This window comes from Streptomyces sp. NBC_00525 (assembly GCF_036346595.1).
In the GTDB taxonomy this organism is placed as follows: domain Bacteria; phylum Actinomycetota; class Actinomycetes; order Streptomycetales; family Streptomycetaceae; genus Streptomyces.
Genome location: NZ_CP107834.1, coordinates 1,530,078 through 1,547,352, shown reverse-complemented (window position 1 = coordinate 1,547,352; position 17,275 = coordinate 1,530,078). Strand labels below are relative to the sequence as shown.

The 17,275-nt window shown below is 73.2% G+C and carries 11 protein-coding genes; 5 read left to right on the top strand and 6 right to left on the bottom strand.

Annotated features, from left to right (window positions below):
- Positions 1 to 74: 74 nt before the first annotated feature.
- Positions 75 to 899: a hypothetical protein gene (locus OG710_RS06845; protein WP_330242175.1), complete on the bottom strand. Its 825-nt coding sequence runs from the start codon at positions 897 to 899 to the stop codon at positions 75 to 77.
- A gap of 583 nt (positions 900 to 1,482) precedes the next feature.
- Between OG710_RS06845 and OG710_RS06840 the strand changes: the two genes are divergently transcribed.
- The 4 genes from OG710_RS06840 to OG710_RS06825 all read left to right on the top strand — a co-directional run bounded on the left by OG710_RS06840 (position 1,483) and on the right by OG710_RS06825 (position 11,347).
- Entirely contained in the window at positions 1,483 to 3,213 is a 1,731-nt protein-coding gene (locus OG710_RS06840) for a carbohydrate-binding module family 20 domain-containing protein (RefSeq protein ID WP_330238516.1), read from the top strand.
- 109 nt (positions 3,214 to 3,322) lie between these two features.
- Positions 3,323 to 8,647, top strand: coding sequence for a pullulanase-type alpha-1,6-glucosidase (gene pulA, locus OG710_RS06835; RefSeq protein WP_330238515.1), 5,325 nt, complete (start codon positions 3,323 to 3,325; stop codon positions 8,645 to 8,647).
- Between the two features lie 185 nt (positions 8,648 to 8,832).
- Entirely contained in the window at positions 8,833 to 10,869 is a 2,037-nt protein-coding gene (locus OG710_RS06830) for an ATP-binding protein (protein WP_330238514.1), read from the top strand.
- Between the two features lie 127 nt (positions 10,870 to 10,996).
- Positions 10,997 to 11,347, top strand: coding sequence for a 5-carboxymethyl-2-hydroxymuconate Delta-isomerase (locus OG710_RS06825; RefSeq protein ID WP_330242174.1), 351 nt, complete (start codon positions 10,997 to 10,999; stop codon positions 11,345 to 11,347).
- Between the two features lie 43 nt (positions 11,348 to 11,390).
- Here OG710_RS06825 and OG710_RS06820 read toward each other — a convergent pair whose 3' ends face one another.
- From OG710_RS06820 to OG710_RS06810, 3 genes are all read right to left on the bottom strand, one after another.
- On the bottom strand, positions 11,391 to 12,113 hold the full coding sequence (locus OG710_RS06820) for a TetR/AcrR family transcriptional regulator (RefSeq protein WP_330238513.1): 723 nt from the start codon (positions 12,111 to 12,113) through the stop codon (positions 11,391 to 11,393).
- 85 nt (positions 12,114 to 12,198) lie between these two features.
- On the bottom strand, positions 12,199 to 14,109 hold the full coding sequence (locus tag OG710_RS06815; RefSeq protein ID WP_330238512.1) for a hypothetical protein: 1,911 nt from the start codon (positions 14,107 to 14,109) through the stop codon (positions 12,199 to 12,201).
- Between the two features lie 67 nt (positions 14,110 to 14,176).
- On the bottom strand, positions 14,177 to 14,722 hold the full coding sequence (locus OG710_RS06810) for a carboxymuconolactone decarboxylase family protein (RefSeq protein ID WP_330238511.1): 546 nt from the start codon (positions 14,720 to 14,722) through the stop codon (positions 14,177 to 14,179).
- A gap of 69 nt (positions 14,723 to 14,791) precedes the next feature.
- Here OG710_RS06810 and OG710_RS06805 point away from each other — a divergent pair, with 69 nt between their 5' ends.
- Positions 14,792 to 15,310 (top strand): MarR family winged helix-turn-helix transcriptional regulator, encoded by a 519-nt coding sequence (locus OG710_RS06805; RefSeq protein ID WP_330238510.1) that lies wholly within the window; start codon positions 14,792 to 14,794, stop codon positions 15,308 to 15,310.
- A gap of 43 nt (positions 15,311 to 15,353) precedes the next feature.
- On the opposite strand, the gene OG710_RS06800 is transcribed toward OG710_RS06805, so the two are convergent.
- The gene (locus OG710_RS06800; protein ID WP_330238509.1) at positions 15,354 to 16,001 is read right to left on the bottom strand and encodes a response regulator transcription factor; all 648 of its coding nucleotides are present in this window, start codon (positions 15,999 to 16,001) and stop codon (positions 15,354 to 15,356) included.
- Positions 15,986 to 17,254, bottom strand: a complete 1,269-nt coding sequence (locus OG710_RS06795; protein ID WP_330238508.1) for a sensor histidine kinase — start codon at positions 17,252 to 17,254, stop codon at positions 15,986 to 15,988. Before OG710_RS06795 ends, OG710_RS06800 begins: the two co-directional genes overlap by 16 nt.
- Positions 17,255 to 17,275: the final 21 nt, after the last annotated feature.

The window sequence follows — 17,275 nt, the reverse complement described above, 5'->3', positions numbered from 1 at the left end:
AGGCCGCCGGTCGCCCGGTGCGAGGCCCGCGCATGCCTGTGGCACAACGGGCGCGGTCGGCACCGGCGGACAGCTCAGTCCTGCCCGTTGCCGTCCTCGAAGAGGCGTACGGTGCCGAGAATCTGGCGGATCGTGGCGTCGGAGACCTCGTCCGGGACGCCGTGGGCACCGACGTAGGTCCACGAGACGAACCTGCCCTCCGCGTTCTTGAAGGCGAACGTGACCGCCTTCCCGTCGCTGTCGCACTTGCCCTTCTTCGGTGACCCGGACGAGGTGACCGTGACGAGGCTGCCCTCGACGCCGCTCTTCGTGCGGAACGACTCGGGCTCACCGACCGTCAGGCGCGAGCGGTCGGGCTGGGTGTAGAGGCCGTAGACCCAGGTCTCGGCCGTGTTCTCGGCGGCCTCGGCCGCGCTCTTGGCGCCCTGCTCGCCGGTGGTGCCGACCGAGGCGAGCGAGAACTCCTCGGGGGTGCCGTCCTTGTCATCGTCGGACGTGCACCACTTCTCCTTGAGGACGGCCGGGGCCATCATCCCGACCAGCGGCTTCTCCTGGGGATCGTCGTTCTCCGTGACGTAGCTCACCCAGTTCGCGGACTGGCGCTGCCAGGAGGCGGGCACGTCGAAGGTGATGCCGCGCTTGGCGTTGACCACGGTGTTCCAGCCGGGGACGAGCGGGCCCGAGCCGCCGCCTCCGGCGCCCCGGTCCGTGTCGTCGGCGCTCGCGGACGCGCTCGAGGTGGGCGTCGGCTGCGGACCGGCCTCGTCGTTCCCGCCGTCGCGGAGGACCAGGTAGCCCACGGCCGCGCAGGCCACGACGATCGCGGCGGAAGTGGCGACCACGGCGGTCGTGGTCCGGTTGCGGCGGGGGCGGGGCGGTTCGGGGGCGCCCATGCCCATCGTGGGCGCGGCGTGCCGGCCGGCGGTGTACCGGTCGGGCTGCGCCGGGGGCGAAGGGGGCTGCGCGCCCTGCGCATGGGGCTGGTCGGGGCGCGACGACTGCTCTCCTGGCCACATGGGGGCGAGCCTAATCGCGGGCCGGGCCGGGCCCGGAAGCGGGCTGACACAGGAGAGGCACCGGAGGTCGACCCGGATCGGGCCGGCGGGGAGGTGTGACCGCCGGTGCCTCTCGTGTCCCTGACCGGCCCGGCCGGCCGGGCGCGTGGGGTCCATGGGACACGGAACCCTCGGCCGGCCGGACCGGAGTCGGGAGAAACCTAACAGTGTTGCAATACCTTGCGTAAGTCCTTGCAGGAAGAAATCTGCGGTATTTCGCGGATGTGAGCGGGGGATGTCCAAAGGGTTGACCGGAACCTGTCGGGCTCGTACGGTCTCGCTGCGGCAAGGTTTGCATTCTTGCAGCAAGAACATTCAGGAGCCTTGAGGGCAGGGCGCGTTGCCGTATGGGCTGAGCGAACCGGGTCGTCCGACCCGGCCCCCGAACCGTCACCCGCAGAAATTTCCCCCACAGCAGGAGGAAAACATGGCCAGCAGACCCCTGTCTGCCGCGCTCGCCCTCGTCGCGGGAGCCGCCGTCCTCGTGGTCCCCGCCACGACGGCCTCGGCATCCGCCCCCGGTACCAAGGACGTCACCGCCGTCCTCTTCGAGTGGAAGTTCGACTCCGTCGCCAAGGCGTGCACGGACACCCTCGGCCCGGCCGGCTACGGCTTCGTCCAGGTCTCGCCCCCGCAGGAGCACATCCAGGGCGGCCAGTGGTGGACCTCGTACCAGCCGGTCAGCTACAAGATCGCCGGCCGGCTCGGCGACCGCGCCTCCTTCGCCCACATGGTCAACACCTGCCACAGCGCGGGTGTGAAGGTCGTCGCGGACTCGGTCATCAACCACATGTCCGCCGGCTCCGGCACCGGCACGGGCGGGTCGTCGTACACCAAGTACAACTACCCCGGCCTGTACTCGGTCAACGACATGAACGACTGCCAGTCGCAGATCAACAACTACGGCGACCGCGGCAACGTGCAGAACTGCGAGCTGGTCGGCCTCGCCGACCTGGACACCGGCGAGGACTACGTACGCGGCAGGATCGCCGGTTACCTCAACGACCTGCTCTCGCTCGGCGTCGACGGCTTCCGCATCGACGCGGCCAAGCACATGCCCGCCGGGGACCTCGCCAACATCAAGTCCCGGCTGACGAATCCGAACGTCTACTGGAAGCAGGAGGCGATCTACGGCGCCGGCGAGGCCGTCTCGCCCGACGAGTACGCCGGGAACGGCGACGTCCAGGAGTTCCGCTACGCCCGCGGCCTGAAGCAGGTCTTCAGGTACGAGAACCTCGCCTACCTCAAGAACTTCGGCGAGGGCTGGGGCTTCATGCCCTCCTCCAGGGCCGGGGTGTTCGTCGACAACCACGACACCGAGCGCAACGGCGAGACGCTGAACTACAAGGACGGCGCCGACTACACGCTCGCCAGCGTGTTCATGCTCGCCTGGCCCTACGGCTCGCCCGACGTCCACTCCGGCTACGAGTGGTCCGACAAGGACGCCGGCCCGCCGAACGGCGGCACCGTGAACTCCTGCTACACCGACGGCTGGAAGTGCCAGCACGCCTGGCGCGAGATCTCCTCCATGGTCGGCTTCCGCAACACCGCGCGCGGTGAGGCCGTCGTCGACTGGTGGGACAACGGCGGCGACCGGATCGCGTTCGGCCGCGGCTCCAAGGCGTACGTCGCGATCAACCACGAGGGCTCCTCGCTGACCCGGACGTTCCAGACCTCGCTGCCCGCCGGCGACTACTGCGACATCCAGTCCGGCAAGGGCGTCACGGTCAACGGCTCCGGCCAGTTCACCGCGACCCTCGCCGCCGACACCGCCCTGGCCCTGCACACCGGCGCCCGCACCTGCGGCGGCTCCACCGACCCCGGAACCGACCCCGGCACGGACCCCGGCACCGAGACCGGTACCGCTGGCGCCTCCTTCGGCGTCAACGCCACCACCCAGCTCGGCCAGAACATCTACGTCACCGGCAACCAGTCCGCCCTCGGCAACTGGAACCCCGGCAACGCGCTGAAGCTCGACCCGGCGACGTACCCGGTCTGGAAGCTCGACGTGAACCTGCCCGCCGGCACCACGTTCGAGTACAAGTACATCCGCAAGGACGCGAACGGCAACGTCACCTGGGAGAGCGGCGCCAACCGCACGGCCACGGTGCCCTCCTCCGGCAGGATCACGCTGACCTCGGACGTCTGGCGCGGCTGACCCCCGCGCCCAGCGGCTGCCCCCCCGAGCCACCCACCCGCCGGGCGGGCCGTCCCCCAGCGGCCCGCCCGGCCCCGCACACCCCCGTACCCCTGCTAGGAGAGTCCGAGTGAAACGTCCGTACCCGCGCGTGCCCGCACGCAGAACGGCGACCGCCGTCGTCGCGGCCGCCCTGTGCGCGGCCCTGGTGCCCGCGCTGCCCGCCGCCGCGGCCCGGCCGCCCGCCGCGCCCTCGGACGCCAAGCTGGCCGCCCAGGCCACCCGGCACGACCTGACCCGCGAGCAGTTCTACTTCGTCATGCCGGACCGGTTCGCCAACGGCGACCGGGGCAACGACCGGGGCGGGCTGACCGGCTCCCGCCTCGAGACCGGCTACGACCCCACCGACAAGGGCTTCTACCAGGGCGGCGACCTCAAGGGGCTCACCGACCGGCTCGACTACATCAAGGGGCTCGGCACCACCGCCATCTGGCTCGCGCCGATCTTCGAGAACCGGCCCGTCCAGGGCACCGGCAAGGACGCCTCGGCCGGCTACCACGGCTACTGGATCACCGACTTCACCCGGGTCGACCCGCACTTCGGCACCAACGCCGACCTCACGAAGCTGATCGACAAGGCCCACCGCAAGGGCATGAAGGTCTTCTTCGACGTCATCACCAACCACACCGCCGACACCGTCGACTACGCCGAGAAGACCTACGGCTACCGGTCCAAGGGCGCCTACCCCTACCTCGACCGCGACGGCCGCCCCTTCGACGACGCGGCCGGCATGGCGAAGGTGGACGCCGACTCCTTCCCGTACAAGCCGGTGAGCGGCGGCGGCAAGACGCCGTCCTGGCTCAACGACCCGACGATGTACCACAACCGGGGCGACTCCACCTACGCCGGCGAGTCCACCACGTACGGCGACTTCTCCGGGCTCGACGACCTGTGGACCGAACGGCCCGAGGTCGTCGCCGGCATGGAGAAGATCTACGAGAAGTGGGTCCGGGACTTCGACATCGACGGGTTCCGCGTCGACACCGTCAAGCACGTCGACATGGACTTCTGGACCCAGTGGGCCACCGCGCTCGACGCGTACGCGGCCAAGCGCGGCCGCAAGGACTTCTTCATGTTCGGCGAGGTCTACTCCTCGGACACCTCCGTCACCGCGCCCTACGTCACCCGGGGCCGGCTCGACGCCACGCTGGACTTCCCGTTCCAGGAGGCGGCCCGCCAGTTCGCCTCGCAGGGCGCCCCGGCCTCGAAGCTCGCCGCCGTCTTCGGCGACGACTACCGCTACACCACCGACAAGGCCAACGCCTACGAGCAGGTCACCTTCCTCGGCAACCACGACATGGGCCGCTTCGGGACCTTCCTCAAGCAGGACAACCCGAAGGCCGGCGACGCGGAGCTGGTCGAGCGCGCGAAGCTGGCCAACGAGCTGATGTTCCTCGGCCGGGGCAACCCCGTCGTCTACTACGGCGACGAGCAGGGCTTCACCGGCGCCGGCGGCGACAAGGACGCCCGCCAGACGATGTTCGCCTCCCGGACCGCCGACTACCTCGACGACGACGAGCTGGGCACCGACCGCACCCACGCCTCCGACGCCTACGACCCCGGACACCCGCTCTACCGGAACATCGCCGCCCTCTCGAAGCTGACCCGCGAGAACCCGGCACTGCGCGACGGAGTGCAGACCGAGCGGTACGCCGAGGGCTCCGTGTACGCCTTCTCCCGTACGGACGCCGAGCGCGGCAGGGAGTACGTCGTCGCCGTCAACAACGGCACCTCCGCCACGACCGTCGACGTGCCCACCGAGTCCGCCCGGATGGACTTCCGCACCCTGTACGGCGGCTCCGGCACCGTCCGCAGCGGCGCCGACAAGAAGATCACCGTCACCGTCCCGGCCCTGTCGAGCATCGTGCTGCGCGCCGGGAAGTCCCTCGCCGCCCCCGCGACCAGGCCCTCCGTCACGCTGAAGGCCCCGGCCGCCGGCGCCACCGGCACCGTCGAGCTCACCGCCGACGTGGACGGCGGCTCCCTCAACCGGGTCGTCTTCGCCGCCCAGACCGGCAACGGCAAGTGGAGCGTCCTCGGCACCGCCGACCACGCCCCGTACAAGGTCACCCAGGTCATCGGCGACGACACCGCCGCCGGAACCCCGCTGCGCTACAAGGCCGTCGTCGTCGACCGCACCGGCCGCACCGCGAGCGCCACCGCCTCGACCACCGCGGGCAAGGCACCCGCCCCCGCCAAGCCCGTCGCCGTCGAACGCGACTACGCCGTCGTCCACTACAAGAGCGCCGACGGCGACTACGACGGCCTGCGGCTCAGGTCCGGCGACACCACCGCGGCCTTCACCGGCCGCGACGCCTACGGCGCGTTCGCCTGGGTCAAGGTGCCCGAGGGCGCCGCCACCGTCGCCTACACCGTCGAGAAGGACGGCACCGCGGACGGGCCCGAGCGCACCATCGACCTCGCGAAGACCGGCCAGGTGTGGATCACCCGGGGCGAGGACGGCCAGCGCGACACCGCACCCGACGGCGCCTACCCGGCCCCGGACACCACCAAGGCCGTCCTGCACTACTACCGGGCCGACGGCGACTACGACGGCTGGGGCCTGCACACCTGGACCGGCGCCAAGGCGCCCACCGACTGGGCCAAGCCGCTCCAGCCCGTCAAGAAGGACGCCTCCGGCCTCACCTTCGAGGTCCCGCTCGTGGACGGCGCCACCTCGCTCAGCTACATCCTGCACCGCGGCGACGAGAAGGACCTGCCCAGCGACCAGTCCCTGGACCTGGCGACCCACGGCCACGAGGTGTGGCTGCTCGGCGCCACCCCCGGCTACCTCCTCCCGCAGGCCGGCGGCATCCCCGCACCCGACCTCACCAAGGCCGAGGCGCAGTGGATCGACGCCGACACCGTCGTCTGGAAGGTGAAGGCCACCGAGGCCACCAGCCAGCAGCTCGTCTACGCCAAGAAGGGCGGCATCTCCGTCGTCGACGGCGCCCTCAGCGACGAGGGCCGGTGGCTGCGCCTCACCCCGTCCGCGCTGACCGACGCCCAGAAGGCGAAGTACCCGCACCTCAAGGACTACCCCGCCTTCACCGTCGACGCCCGTGACCGCGACCGCGTCCGCGAGGCGCTGCGCGGCCAGCTCATCGCCACCCAGCGCGCCGCCAACGGCGCCCTCCTCGCCGCCACCGGCGTCCAGAGCGCCGGAGTGCTCGACGACCTCTACGGCGAGAAGGCGAGCCGCGCCGCACTCGGCCCGGTCTTCCACCGCGGCACCCCCACCCTCTCGGTGTGGGCGCCCACCGCCCGTACCGTCGCCCTCGAACTCGACGGGAAGACCGTCCCCATGCGGCGCGACGACCGCACCGGCGTCTGGTCCGTCACCGGAAAGAAGAACTGGAAGGGCAAGCCCTACCGGTACGTCGTGAACGTCTGGGCGCCCACCGTCCAGAAGCTCGTCACCAACAAGGTCACCGACCCCTACTCCACCGCCCTCACCACCGACTCCGCCCGCAGCCTCGTCGTCGACCTGGAGGACCGAAAGCTCGCCCCCAAGGGCTGGGACACCCTCCGCAAACCCGCCGCCGTGCCGCTGCGCGACGCGCAGATCCAGGAGCTCCAGATCCGCGACTTCTCCATCGCGGACCCCACCTCGAAGCACCCCGGTGAGTACCTGGCGTTCACCGACACCCGCTCCGACGGGATGAAGCACCTCAAGCAGCTCGCGGACTCCGGCACCGGCTACGTCCACCTGCTGCCCGCCTTCGACATCGGCACCATTCCCGAGAAGAAGAAGGACCAGCGGAAGCCGGCCTGCGACCTGTCCGTCTACGCACCCGACTCCGCCGAACAGCAGGCCTGCGTCGCGAAGGCCGCCGCCAAGGACGCCTTCAACTGGGGCTACGACCCGCTGCACTACACCGTCCCCGAGGGCAGCTACGCCTCCGACCCGGACGGCACGAAGCGCACCGTCGAATTCCGGCAGATGGTCCAGGGGATCAACAAGGCCGGACTGCGCACCGTCATGGACGTCGTCTACAACCACACCGTCGCCTCTGGCCAGGACGACAAGTCCGTCCTCGACCGGATCGTGCCCGGCTACTACCAGCGGCTCCTGGAGGACGGCACCGTCGCCACCTCCACCTGCTGCGCCAACACCGCCCCCGAGAACACCATGATGGGCAAGCTCGTCGTGGACTCGGTCGTCACCTGGGCCAAGGAGTACAAGGTCGACGGCTTCCGCTTCGACCTGATGGGCCACCACCCCAAGGCCAACATCCTCGCCGTCCGCAAGGCGCTCGACGCGCTCACCCCCGCCAGGGACGGCGTGGACGGCAAGAAGATCATCCTGTACGGCGAGGGCTGGAACTTCGGCGAGATCGCCGACGACGCCCGCTTCGTCCAGGCCACCCAGAAGAACATGGCCGGCACCGGCATCGCCACCTTCTCCGACCGGGCCCGCGACGCCGTGCGCGGCGGCTCCCCGTTCGACGAGGACCCCGGCGTGCAGGGCTTCGCCACCGGCCTCTACACCGACCCCAACACCTCCACCGCCAACGGCTCGAAGGCCGAGCAGAAGGCCCGCCTGCTGCACTACCAGGACCTGATCAAGGTCGGCCTCACCGGCAACCTCGCCGACTACACCTTCACCGACAGCTCCGGGAAGACCGTCAAGGGCTCCGGCGTCGACTACAACGGGGCCCCGGCCGGCTACGCCGCCGAACCCGGCGACGCCCTCGCCTACGCCGACGCCCACGACAACGAGACCCTGTACGACGCCCTCGCCTACAAGCTCCCGGCGGACACCACCGCCGCCGACCGGGCCCGCATGCAGGTCCTCGCCATGGCGACCGCCACCCTCTCGCAGGGCCCCGCGCTCTCCCAGGCCGGCACCGACCTGCTGCGCTCCAAGTCGCTGGACCGCAACTCCTACGACAGCGGCGACTGGTTCAACGCCCTGCACTGGGACTGCCGGGCCGGCAACGGCTTCGGACGCGGACTGCCCCCGGCCGCGGACAACGAGGCCAAGTGGCCGTACGCCGCACCGCTGCTGACCAACCCGAGGATCACCCCCAGCTGCGCGCAGATCAACGGCACCGCGGCCGCCTACCGGGACCTGCTCACCATCCGCGGCACCGAGAAGGACTTCGGCCTCTCCTCCGCCGCCCAGGTGCAGTCCCGGCTCTCCTTCCCGCTCTCCGGCAAGGACGAGACCCCCGGCGTGATCACCATGCGCCTCGGTGACCTGGTCGTCGTCTTCAACGCCGCACCCGGCACCACCACCCAGAAGATCGCCGCACTGGCCGGCCAGAAGTACACCCTGCACCCCGTCCAGGCGAAGGGCGCGGATTCTACCGTCAAGCGCTCCTCGTACGAGCGGAGTTCGGGAAGCTTCACCGTTCCGGGACGCACAGTGGCGGTATTCACCCTGCGCTGACCGATATCAGGACTACCGTATGGGGCAGCCGTCCAGGGGGTGCCGCACCTCGCACCCCCTGGGCACGCCTCCCACTCCACCCGGCCGGTCCCGGCCCCCGGCGCACGACCCGGCGTCCCTCCTCGCCGGACCGCGCGGACGCGGGGGCCGGGACCGGCCGACCCACCTGTGCAGCGACGGTGACGATGGTCAGCAACATCCCCGAGGAGACCACCAGCTTTGTCGGACGGACGGCCGAGCTGACCGGTCTCGAACACGCCCTCGCCACCGGCCGGCTGACCACCCTCACCGGCACCGGAGGAGTCGGCAAGACCCGGCTCGCCCTGCGCGCCGCCCGCCGCGCCGCGACCTCCTACCGCGACGGCGTGTGGTGGGCCGACCTCGCCCCCCTGCACGACGACGAACTGCTCCTCGCCACCGTCTCCGACGCGGTCGGCCTCAGCGACCACACCCTGCGCAACCCCATGGACGTGCTGTGCGAATGGCTCGCCGACAAGCAGCTCCTGCTCGTCCTGGACTCCTGCGAACACCTGCGCCCCGCCTGCGCCCACCTCCTCGGCGAGATCCTCACCACCTCGCCCGGCCTCACCGTCCTGGCCACCAGCCGCCAGCCCCTCGACCTGCGCGGCGAACAGCTCGTCGAGGTCGACCCGCTGCCCGTGGACGGCGCCGCCGACGCCCTCACCCTCTTCCGGGAACGGGCCACGGCCGCCGCCCCCGCCACCCCGTTCCGCGAACCCGGCACCGCCGAGGCCGCCGCCGACATCTGCCGCCGCCTCGAAGGCATCCCGCTCGCCATCGAACTCGCCGCCGCCGCGGTCGGCCGGCAGAGCGTCCAGGAGATCGCCCACCGCCTCGGTTCCCGCCTCGACGTCTTCGCCGACGCGAGCCTGCGCCCCGTCCGCCACCGCACCCTGCGCACCACCATCGGCTGGTCCCACGAACTGTGCACCCCGCTGGAACGGCTGCTGTGGGCCCGGCTGACCGTCCTGCGCGGCGACTTCGACGAGGCCACCGCCGTCGCCGTCTGCGCCGGCGGCCCGCTCGGCGAGGACGGCGTGCGCACCGCCCTGCGCGGCCTGACCGCCAAGTCCGTCATCACCCGCGACGGCACCCGCCACCGCATGCTCGACACACTGCGCGAGTACGGCCGGATGTGGCTCGCCGAACTCGGCGAGGAACGCTCCGCCGCCGACCGGCACGCCGCCTGCTTCCTCCGCCTCGCCCGCAACGCCCACGCGGGCTGGACCGGCGACGACCAGATCCTCTGGTACCACCGCATCGCCGACGCGCACGCCGACCTGTGCGCCGCCCTCGACCACCTCCTCGCCCACGACCCGGCCGCCGCCCAGGAGATGGCCGGCCGCATCGGCTTCTTCTGGTGCTGCTGCGGCCATCTGCCGCAGACCCGCGGCTACGCCCAGCGCGCCCTGGACTCCGGACCGGCCGGCGGCCCCCACCGCACCCGCGTCCTGTGGGTCCTCGGCATCTGCGTCCTGCTCCAGGGCGACTACCCGGCCGCCGAACGGATCGGCGAGGAGTGCGTACGGTCGGCCGCGGCGGACGGCACCGACGAGGGCGTCCTCGCCGCCGCCTATCTGCGCGGGCTCACCCATCTGATGACCGGCGAGCCCGAGAAGGGGCTGCGTGAGGCCCAGCGGGTGCTGCACGCCACCGGCTCCGGCAGCCGGCTCGAAGCCGCCTACCGGCTGCGCTGCCACCTCATCACCGTCTTCGCCCTCACCGGACTCGGCCGGCTGGAGGAGGCGGCGTCGGCCGCCGTCGTGCTGCGCGCCGCCTGCGAGGCCCAGGACGAGTGCTGGACCCGCTCCTACGTGGACTACCAACTGGCCCTGATCGCCCTGCTCCAGGGCCGCGCCGCCCCCGCCGCCGCGCACGCGCGGGCCATGCTCGCCGGCAAGCACCGGCTCCGCGACCGCTTCGGCATCGCCCTCGGCCTGGACGTACTGGCCGCCGCCATCGCCGCCCAGGGCGAAGGGGCCAGGGCCGCCCGGGTCTACGGCACCGGACAGGTCTACTGGCGCATGGTCGGCCACCCCCAGCGCGGCACCCCCGAACTGGGCCCGGTCCGCGAGGCCTGCGAGCGGCGCGCCCGCGAGGCCGTGGGCGACGCGGCCTACCGGCGCGCCTTCGAACAGGGCCGCTCCGACAGCGCGGAGGCGGGCCTGGCCCTCGCCCTGCACGGAGAACTGCTGACGTAGCAGCCGGTGCCGCAGTGCCGGTGGGGCGGCCCCCGCGCCCACATGGTGGAGCCCTGTTGTGCGCGCTCGCGGGTACGGGGAAGGCTGGCCGGCGTCCGTCCACCGCCCGACCGCCCTGGAGACCGCCATGCCGCAGATCACCGTCGACTACTCCGCCGAACTCGACGAGGTCTTCGACCGCCCCGCCTTCGCCCTCGCCCTGCACCCGCTGGTCGCCGAGACCGTCGACACCAAGGTCGCCGCCTGCAAGACCCGCTTCCGCCGGACCGCGGAGACCGTGGTGGCGGACGCCCCGGCCGGCGATGTGCTCGTCCATGTCGACATCTCGCTGCTGCCCGGCCGCACTCCGGAGATCAAGGCCCGGCTCACCGCAGCCGTCCTGGAACTGCTGACCGGCCACCTCCGCGCCGTCGCGGGCCCGGCCCTGCACCTGTCGGCCGAGGCCCGCGACCTGGACGCCTCCTACCGCAAGGCCTGACCGCACGGGGACCGGCCCCGCCGCGCCGCGCGGTCCGGGGCCGTTACGGCAGCCGCTGGGCCGGGACCGCCGGGACGGCCGGGGCCAGGGCGGAGAGCCGGCTCAGCAGGTCGCCGAAGGGGCCGTCCGCCGGCTCCTCCGCCAGCACCCGCAGCACGATGCCCGCCATCTCCTCGTCGTACGCCGCGCTCACGGCGGCCAGCGCGGCGAAGTCGTGCACGAGTTGCAGCTCCAGCTCCGCCCGGGGCACCCGCCGGCCGTCCAGCCAGAGCAGCGCCGTGGACTCGGCGAGCGACACCCAGGAACGGACGACCAGCTCCAGCCGGGCCGGCGGAGCGGCCACGTCCAGATGGGCCAGGATCTGCGCGCAGGCCGCCTGGCGCACCCCGTCGATCATGGCGTTCGCCGTGGAGGAGCCCACGGCCGGGCCGCCCCGCATCAGCGCCGCGAAACCGGGCCCGTGCTCCTCCACGAAGTCGAAGAACCGGCCCATCACCCGCAGCAGGCGGGCGCCCAGCGGCCCTTCGCGCGGCTCCAGGAACCTGGCCGCCAGCTCGTCGGCCGCCCGGCCCAGCGCCGCCTCGTACAGGCTCTGCTTGCCCGGGAAGTAGTGGTAGACCAGCGGCCGGGAGATGCCGGCGGCCGCCGCGATCTCGTCGATCGACACCTCGTCGGGCGAGCGGCGGCTGAACAACTCCAGCGCGACGCCGATCAGCTGCTGCCTGCGCTCCTCGACGCCCATCCTGCGCCGCACCCCGGTCGTCATGCCCCCAGCGTACCGACCGGTGGGTCCGGCGCGGCGAACCGGGCCCCTCGCTCCCCGGGCGAACGGACCGGCCCGGACCTGCGGTTCAGTGCAGCGCGTCCACCCGGCCGCCGTCCTCCAGCCGGCCGTGCAGCCGGGGCCGGTCGCCCTCCTCGGCGGGCACCGCGAGCAGCCGCCCCCGCACCTCGCCCGTCACCCCGCCCGAGGTGGACAGCGACGCGAACTCCTCGCTGCCCGCCGCCAGTACGTACCACCGGCCGCCCGGCGACTGCCACAGCACGCCCGCCAGGACGCGCGGGGCGCGCACCCCGCAGGCGGGGGAGTCCTCGGCGCGGGCCGCCACCGTGCCCGGAACCGGGGCCCGTTCGGACGGGTCCTGGAACTGGGCGACGACCCGGCTGCCCGCGCCCCGCCAGGTCTCCGCGCGGGTGCACAGCCAGCGCGCCGTGCCACCGTCCTCGGGCAGCGGCTGCCGGGCGTACGTCCAGGCGTTGACCGCGCGCACGCCGTGCGACCGGGCCTCCCGGAGCAGGCACGCGGCGCGCGCCCAGCTCTCCCGCGCGGCCCGCCCGGTGACGTCGTGCGGCGCGCCGGGGGCGCCCGAGGTCAGCCGGGCCGGGGCCGGTTCGCCCAGGTCCGTGACCAGCCGCACCGGCGCGCCCGCGGGTCCGGTCAGTTCGACGGCCTCCCAGGACCGGCAGCCGGTCGCCGCGGCCGGGTCGGCCAGCGCGCCCGTCACCCCGTCCGGGGAGCGCGGCACCGCCCGCGCCGCCCTCTCCGGCGCCAGCAGGTCCCGCACCCGGACCGCCCGCACCCAGGGTGCCGTCAGATAGCGCACCCCGTCGTCGGTACGGGCCACCACCAGGGCGCCCGACGACGCCGCGTCGGCCCCGTCCACGCGGGCGAAGTCGAGGGCGGCGCCCCGGCCCCGGCCGGCGTCGCCCGGCTCGGCGTACCGCACGACGCGCAGCCCGTCGTGGAACAGCACCACCGCGGAGCCGCCCACCTCGCCCGCGTACAGCAGTTGCGGCGGCCCCATCGGCGGGCCCACCGGGGTGCCCGGCGTCGCCGACGTGCGCACCCCGGCGCCCGGCCCGGCCCACGTCCGCAGGGCCCGCCGCAGCAGCCGGGCGTCCCCGGTGCGGGCGCCGCGCGCGGGCCAGACGGTGAAGTCCCGGCGCGGCGCCCGCTGCCAGTACCCCGCCGGTACGCGGCGCAGCGCGGCCGGGTCCAGAGCCGCTTCGGCCGCCGGATTGCGCGCGTACGGCGGGGCGGACGGCGCGCGGTGCCCCCAGCCGCCGCCGGGCAGCCCGACGAGCGCCCCGCACACCAGCAGCGCGGCGACGGCCGCGCAGGCGGCCCTGGCCCTGCGGCGGCGGCGCGGCAGATCGGGCGGCCGGGCCTGGAGCGAGCAGGGGTCGAACTCCGGTGACCCCAGCAGCGCGTGGCCGGCCCGCACCCCGTCCGCCTCGACCAGCGCGGCGTGCGGATCGCTCACCCCGGCTGCGGCCAGCTCCCGCCGGATCTCCCCGTCCGTGAGCCCGTCGAGGCCGCGCAGTACGAAGGCGGCGCGGGCGGGCGGGCCGAGCGCGGCCAGTTCGCGTTCCAGGGCGAGTTCACCGGCGCCGCCGGGATGCGGGAGCAGGCGCAGCCCCCAGGCCGTGGGCAGCGGGGGCGGCAGCCGGGGGATGCGGCGCGCGGCCAGGGCCCGGCGCAGCACCTGGTGGCGTACGAAGGCGTAGCCGGGGTCGGCGGCTTCGTCGCGGCCGGGGCGGCGGGGGAGCGGGACGGTGGCGGCGCCGGCCCGGTGCGCCGCCTGGAGGGAGCGCTGGGCGAGGGCGTGGGCGGCGAGGACGCGCCGGCCGCGGCCCGGCGAGGGCGGCAGCAGGAGGTAGCCGATCCGCACCAGACGCGGATAGTGCTCGATCAGCGCGGCCTCGGCCTGCTCCGCGCCGGGCGGGGTGAGGGCTGCCGGTGGCTCTGACGATGGGCGCACAGTCAGCTGAACGAGCGAATGATGCGATGGTCACTCCGGGGGCCCCGGAGCGGTCGTCCCGAGGCGGTCAGGCGAACCGGGTCAGTGGTCCGTCCACCGGCGCGCCCGTCATCCGGTTGGCCAGCGTGGACAGGGTGTAGGTGGCGATGCCGAGGGTCACCTCCAGCGCGTTGCGCGCGGTGTAGCCGTGTGCCGTGAACGCGTCGAGCGCCTCCTCGCCCACCGCTCCGTTCGTCGCGAGGACCGCGAGGACGAACCGCCGCAGGGCCTCCAGCCGTTCGTCGCCGAGCGGGGCGGCCTCGCGCAGGGCGGCGATCAGGTCGGGGTCGGCGTCCAGGGCGGTGAGTATCCCGGTGTGCATCGCCACGCAGATGTGGCAGCCGTTCCGGGTGGCCATGGTCATGCTCAGCACTTCGCGGGAGAGCCGATCCAGGGTGGTGGACTCGAAGAGGGCGTTCATCTTCAGGAAGCCGCCCAGCACCTCGGGCGAGGTGGCCATCCGGGCGGCGGCCGACGGCAGGAAGCCCTGCTTGCCCTCGATGGCGGCCAGGGCGGGGCGGGCGGCGGCGGGGGCGGACGCGTGGGTGTGGTCGGGGAAGGCGGTCGCGGGCATGGCGGGGCCTCTCGGGTAAACTCGACAACGTGATTGTCGAAAACGTAAACCAGGTTGTCGGGTTTCGCAATGGCTGAGGCTCCGGGCGGGCACGCCGGGGCGCACCCCGGCGGGGAGGGGCCCGGCGGGGAGGGCCGGGGCTTCGAGCTGCCGCTGCTGTTGTTCGCGGGCTTCCGGTCGGTGATCGACGCGCTCCACCGCGAACTGGCCGAGGAGGGCCACCCCGACATGCGGCCCGCGTACGGCTACGCCCTCCAGGCCGTGGGCCTGCGCGGGGCGACCGCCAGCGAGATCGGCCGCCGCCTCGGCGTCTCCAAGCAGGCCGCGGGCAAGACCGTCGACCGGCTGGAGGGCCTGGGCTACGTGGAGCGCGCCGACGACCCGGACGACGGGCGCCGCAAGCTGGTCCGGCTGACCGCGCGGGGCACGGACGTGCTGGCGCGGTCGGCGGCGGGCTTCGACCGGCTGCGCGCCGAGTGGGTCCTGGCCCTGGGCGCGGACCGGGTCCGCGCCCTGGAGGACGACCTGCGCACCATGGCCCCGGACGGCGCGTTCCGGCTCGACGTGGCGTCCTGGTTCAACGGCTGAGGACGCGCTGGTGCGTGTCCCGCGAAGATCCGCCGGACAGGCCCTAGCCCCGGTCCAGATAGGCCAGCACGGCCAGCACGCGGCGGTTGTCGTCGTCGGACGGCGGCAGGCCCAGCTTTCCGAAGATGTTCGAGGTGTGCTTGGCCACCGCCCGCTCCGTGATCACCATCTGCGAGGCGATCGCCGCGTTCGACCGGCCCTGCGCCATCAGCTCCATGACCTCCCGCTCGCGCGGGGTCAGCCCGACCATCGGCTTGTCCTGCGAACGCCGGGTCAGCAGCTGCGAGATGACCTGCGGGTCCATCGCCGTACCGCCGGCCGCGACCCGGCGCACCGCGTCGATGAACTGGTCCGCGTCGAAGACCCGGTCCTTGAGCAGATAGCCGATGCCGCCGTTGCCGTCCGCCAGCAACTCGCGCGCGTACAACTGCTCGACGTGCTGCGAGAGGACGAGCACCGGCAGTCCGGGCCGCGCCCGCCGGGCCGCCAGCGCGCACTGCAGCCCCTCGTCCGTGTGCGACGGCGGGAGCCGGACGTCGACGACGGCGACGTCCGGCTCCAGCTCGGCAAGGGCCTTGGACAGTTCCGGCCCGGTCTCGACCGCGGCCGCGATCTCGAAGTCGTACGCCTCCAGCATCCGGACCAGACCGTCGCGCAGCAGGAAGAGGTCTTCGGCTAGGACAACTCGCAAGGGATCTCCATGGTCACCATGGTGGGGCCGCCCGCCGGGCTGCTGACGGCCATGACGCCGTCGAATGTACCGAGCCTGCGTTCGATACCGCTCAGCCCCGAACCCCCGCCGACCGTCGCACCGCCCCGGCCGTCGTCCGTGACCGAGAACCTGAGCGCCCCCTCGCCGTGGCGCAGGTCCACCCAGATCCGCTCCGCGCCCGAGTGCTTCGCCGCGTTCGTCAGCGCCTCGCTGATCGCGAAGTACGCCGCCGACTCGACCGGCGCCTCCGCCCGCCCGGCCAGCTCCACGTCCACGTCGCACGCGATCGGCAGCCGCAGCGCCAGCGCCTTCACCGCGTCGCCCAGCCCGCGCTCCGCGAGAACCGGCGGGTGGATGCCCCGGACCAGGTCGCGCAGCTCCGTCAGCGCCTCCGCCGACGACTCACGGGCCATCGACAGGAGCTTCTTCGCCTGCGCCGGGTCCTTCTCGATCAGCGCCTCGATGGTGCCCAGGTTCATCCCCATCGCCACCAGCCGCGCCTGCGCCCCGTCGTGCAGATCCCGCTCGATGCGCCGCAGCTCGGACGCGGCCGTGTCCACCGCCTCGTGCCGCGTCTCCGTCAACCGGTCGATGCGCAGCGCCAGCTCCTGCTTCTCGGTGGGGGCCAGCGAGGCGCGGGCCAGCACGAAGTGCGCCCGCAGCAGCCGCTCGCTCAGCAGCACGCCCACCGCGAAGATCGCCACACCCAGCGCCGCCGCCATCAGCCCCGTCGCCTGGCTGTCCACCGGCACGAACGCGTACCAGTACCGGTCGTCCGTGAAGACCCGCCACAGACCGGCCGCCAGCACGAGACCCTCCACCGGGTAGAGCAGCAGCGCCGCCCCGAACACGGCCACCGTGTAGCCGGCCGTCATGTCGACGAGCATCCACCGCATGTCCCGCCAGGTCGCCGGGTCCTTCAGCATCAGCGTCGTCCGCTCCACCTGCCCGAGGAACCCGCCGCGCAGATCCTTCGGGAACGGCCGGTACGGGACCGGGATGCGCACGTCCGACCAGGTGGCCGCAAGCAGCCGGCGCTGATTGGCGTGCCTGCGGACCGCCTCCAGGAGGTACGGCGTGGTCAGCAGGCCGATGCCCAGCGGAATCATGGCGATCGAGACCAGCGCCAGCGAGAACAGCGCGCACGACCCGACGAGCGCCGCGAACGACATCAGCAGCCCGCGCCACGCGGCCAGCAGCGCCGACCCGATCCGTCCCCGTATCGCGTCCATCCCGGTTCCTCTTCCCCTCGC